5 protein-coding genes are annotated in these 4,141 nt (G+C 37.3%); all 5 read left to right on the top strand.

Annotated features, from left to right (window positions below):
• The first annotated feature begins 269 nt into the window (after positions 1–269).
• Positions 270–458 (top strand): hypothetical protein, encoded by a 189-nt coding sequence (locus AC075J_RS03810; protein ID WP_008703624.1) that lies wholly within the window; start codon positions 270–272, stop codon positions 456–458.
• 233 nt (positions 459–691) lie between these two features.
• Positions 692–1,273 (top strand): asparagine synthetase B family protein, encoded by a 582-nt coding sequence (locus AC075J_RS03805; protein WP_476390024.1) that lies wholly within the window; start codon positions 692–694, stop codon positions 1,271–1,273.
• A 173-nt stretch (positions 1,274–1,446) separates the two neighbouring features.
• The gene (locus tag AC075J_RS03800; protein ID WP_476390023.1) at positions 1,447–1,896 is read left to right on the top strand and encodes an asparagine synthase-related protein; all 450 of its coding nucleotides are present in this window, start codon (positions 1,447–1,449) and stop codon (positions 1,894–1,896) included.
• Positions 1,848–2,552, top strand: coding sequence for an asparagine synthase-related protein (locus AC075J_RS03795; protein ID WP_476390022.1), 705 nt, complete (start codon positions 1,848–1,850; stop codon positions 2,550–2,552). The genes AC075J_RS03800 and AC075J_RS03795 overlap by 49 nt, the downstream gene beginning before the upstream one ends.
• A 164-nt stretch (positions 2,553–2,716) precedes the next feature.
• Positions 2,717–4,141, top strand: a 1,425-nt coding sequence (locus tag AC075J_RS03790) for a DUF2971 domain-containing protein (RefSeq protein ID WP_476390021.1), incomplete at its 3' end; no start/stop codon positions are given.

Genomic DNA, 4,141 nt, shown 5'->3' with positions numbered 1-4,141 from the left:
GTCTGAAAGAATGGATAGGATTCGGTGTATAACTTTTGTGAAAAAGAACAGCAGAAAAAACTATAAATACAGTTTTTCCTGCTGAAGATAATTATCCACAAAATAGAGAAAATAATTTCGTCACTTTTTACAATGACTTATACATACCTTTGAACAGTAACAAACTAAAAGCGAAATCTCTGATGAGAATGGAAACAGCTATACAGAAATAGACTGATATGATATAATAAAATCGTTCCTACATTTGTAGAAAGAGGGAGAATGAGAGCGTGAAAAAAACATATCAGAGACTTCCAGAATCAGAATTGGATATTATGCTTGTTCTTTGGAATAATACACCTCCGATGAACAGAATGGAAATTGTAGCAGCAGGTGAAGGTGATGAAGAATCCAGAGTCCTTTACAATAACGGAGACGGAACCTGGATCGATGAGAACGGAAATCTTCATGAAGAGTAAATGAAAAGAAACGTTTTCCGTAAGCAAATAAGGGAATGGAAAACATTTCTTTTTTTATAAAATGTTATATGAGATATAAAAGCTATTTTGAAATATAAGTATTTGATAAGAAAGACATTTTTATTTTACAACAAACAGACATTTTTATGATAAAATATCGGTAAAAATAGTTTGGGACTGTAACAAAAGTCGTTGCAGTGTCTAAACTACATCAAATGGATACGGAGGAAAAAATGTGCGGGATTTGTGGATTTACAGGTTACAGACAGGATCAGAAGACAGTAATTGAAAGGATGATGAAGGCCATTGAACATAGAGGCCCGGATAGTGAAGGCTCTTTTTGCAGGGAGAAGATTACGCTGGGCTTTCGAAGACTTAGTATTATTGATTTAGAAGATGGGCAGCAGCCTATGGAAAGTGCGGACGGAAACCTGCATATTGTTTTTAATGGGGAAATCTATGATTATAAGGAACTGCGGGCAGAACTTGAGGCTTCCGGCATTTCTTTCTGTACCCATTCTGACACGGAAGTTCTGGTAAATACCATTCAACAGTATGGGGAGAAGGCACTGGATAAGCTCAGGGGAATGTTTGGGTTTGCAGTATGGAATGAAAAAGAGCAGACTTTGATGCTTGCAAGGGATTTCTTTGGAATTAAGCCTGTGTACTATGCCGAAATAGATGGACACTTTGTATTTGCTTCTGAAATTAAGAGTATTCTTGCATTTCCAGGCTATGAAAGAAAAGTAAATCAGAAGGCCCTGGAGCAGTATTTGTCATTTCAATATGCCCCTCTGGAAGAGAACCTTTTTTAAGGGAATCTATAAACTTATGCCCGGACATATGCTTTTATATAAAAACGGAAACTATGAAATAAAGACTTATTTCAAAACAAAGCTTACACCTGGCAAGTGGAACCGTAAGACGAATATGGATTCAGCTGCGGAGCCAGCTTGCAGAGATTTTAAAGGATTCGGTGAAGCACCACATGTTAAGCGATGTGGAAGTCGGCGCGTTTTTATCCGGGGGAGTGGACTCCGGGTATCTGGCTTCTGCCTCCGGTGCAGATCAGGCATTCACAGTGGGATTTGATGAGGGAGACCGATATAGTGAAGTAAACAAAGCTGCCAAAGTGGCAGAAAAAGCAGGCTTGAAACACCATGTGAAAATCATATCCAAGCAGGAATTCTGGGATGCCCTTCCAGATGTGATGTATCATATGGATGAACCACTTGGGGATGCCTCTGCAGTTGCACTTTATTTTCTTTCCAAAGAGGCTGCCGGACATGTTAAGGTAGTCCTTTCCGGGGAAGGCGCAGATGAACTTTTCGGTGGATACAATATTTACAGAGAGCCTGAAGCATTAAGAAAGTTGCCTGGATTCCGTTCGTGCTCAGACGCACTGTCAGAAAACTGGCTGCAAAGCTGCCAGACGTGAAAGGACGGGATTTCCTTATCCGCGCAGGAATGAAAGTAGAAGAACGCTTCATCGGAAATGCATATATTTACTGTGAAAAAGAGAAAGCACAGATTTTGAAAAATAAAGTAACAGGACCTTCCACGCAGGAATATTTAAGTCAATTTTATGAAGAGCTTGAGTCAGAAAACAGAGGCTCACTTCAAGACATGGAAAAAATGCAGTCTGTAGATCTGAACTACTGGCTTCCTGGCGATATTTTGCAGAAAGCAGATAAAATGAGCATGGCACATTCCCTGGAAGTCAGGGTACCATTTCTGGATAAAGAAGTTTTTAACTTTGCAGCAAAGCTTCCGAAAGAAGCCAAGATTGCAGCAGGTACAACCAAATATATTTTCCGTAAAGCTGTTTCAGAATTTCTTCCACAGGAAACCAATGAACGGAAGAAACTTGGTTTTCCCATTCCAATCCGTGTGTGGCTGCGGCAGGATGACTGGTATCAGATGGTAACAGATTTATTTACCTCGAAAGAAGCAGAAGAATTTTTCCATACAGAGAAACTGCTCCAGCTCCTGAACGACCATAAAAATAAAAAAGCAGATAACAGCCGTAAAATCTGGACAGTTTTAACATTCCTTATCTGGTACGATAGATTTTTTACTACATGTTCGAAGTGAGAGAGTTGGTTATGAGACGGTAATAATACCTAAATGGATATTCACAAAGAAAAAATAGAAGATAGGTATTAAGCTTTCGTATAGGAAGCTGCATGTCAATCCATGGTTTATGAAGAGCAGACTTCATCATAACTATTTGAATAATTTATCGAAAGAAGGAAAAAATGAAATTATACCACTACCGTTCAATAAGCAGTGCATTATTAGAAATTGAAAATGGCACTTTTCATTTTGCATCGAAAGAAGAGTTAAATGATCCGTTGGAAGGGTTTGTACGTGTTTTCTGGCAGGGAGATAAGATGGCCTGGGAGGGATTGTTCAGACATTATATATATAGCGTAGCGCGTGCACTGGAACTCTATATTCTGAAAGCCGATGATGAAACGTTATATCATGGTACTTTGGTTGCAGATGTCCATTGCTATAAAAATAACTTTTTTGAGAAAATTTTATTGAAATTAGGAGAAGAGTTCATAACGGATACAGATGTACAAAATCTGGCAGGAGTTTATGGTGACAATTGTTTGAAAGTATCAGAAAAGGAACTTCAATATATTCTTTTTTATATTCATAATAATGCACTAATTAGGTGTCTGGAAGAATTTAAGAAAAATAAATTTGTACCTGCAGAGGAAGCTGAGAAACAGATTAAACTTCTTAATTTTTCACTTTCTGTGGAAAAATTAGTAGATGCAATAAAGAAAGTCTTTTCTAATGAAAAAATGCGTGTCCAGACAATTGAATCTATGGAAGAAATATTCGAGGAAATGAAGGAATTCTCCTATATAATGAAAGGTGCAGAAAACGACATATTTCTTCATGGTAAAGGCTCTGAAGAACAAATATATAATAATGATGGCAATTCAGTAGTTCAACAGCATAGAAAGTGGTTAATTGTTATGGCTGATTTTCCAAAAGTGTTTGTGGCTCAGTTGAGGGATATGATATACCCCAAAAGCTATGTTGTTTGTTTTTCTAAAAAAAATGATAATTCTGCTATGTGGGGAAACTATGCAGATTGTCATAAGGGTGTATGTCTGATTTATGATACAGGTGACGAGGCAAAACTTAAGGTAGGAGGGCGACATATTCCTCTTGATGTAAGAGCAATTTCTTATGGTGGAGAGTCCATTGAATGTAATTTTTTCCAGACATTAGGACGATTGACTATGGTTCAAATAAGAGAATGGTTACTTGGAGTAGACGGCGTCAGTTCCTGTTATGAAGAATTTTCTGATGTAGAGGAATGGAGAAAACGTTACTGGAAGATCTATGATGCGAAAACCTATCGCAAGACAAAAAACTGGGAACATGAAAAGGAATTTAGGGTAGCTGTGTCAAATACATTTGGTGAATTTGATGTTCCTCAAAAGCAGAATATGTCATTTGATTGGAACCTTTTGAAAGGTGTTATCTTTGGAATCAGAACCAGTGAATATGATAAAAAACAGATTCTGGCTAAGCTGATAAAGCATAAGGACGAATTATCAGATTTTACTTTTTATCAAGCTGAATATAGTGCTGAAGAGCAGAAAATTAAGATTCGAAAAAAGAAATTTTGGAGACTGATAAATTATAAAGGAAAAGTC

The sequence above is a fragment of the Blautia sp. ZXY-1-C6 genome, assembly GCF_056339875.1.
This window is presented reverse-complemented; position numbering and strand designations above follow the sequence as displayed.

Coding starts and splice junctions, on each gene's coding strand:
- AC075J_RS03800 (WP_476390023.1), top strand. CDS start 1,447: ATGTTAAGCGATGTGGAAGTCGGCGCGTTTTTATCCGGGGGAGTGGAC.
- AC075J_RS03805 (WP_476390024.1), top strand. CDS start 692: ATGTGCGGGATTTGTGGATTTACAGGTTACAGACAGGATCAGAAGACA.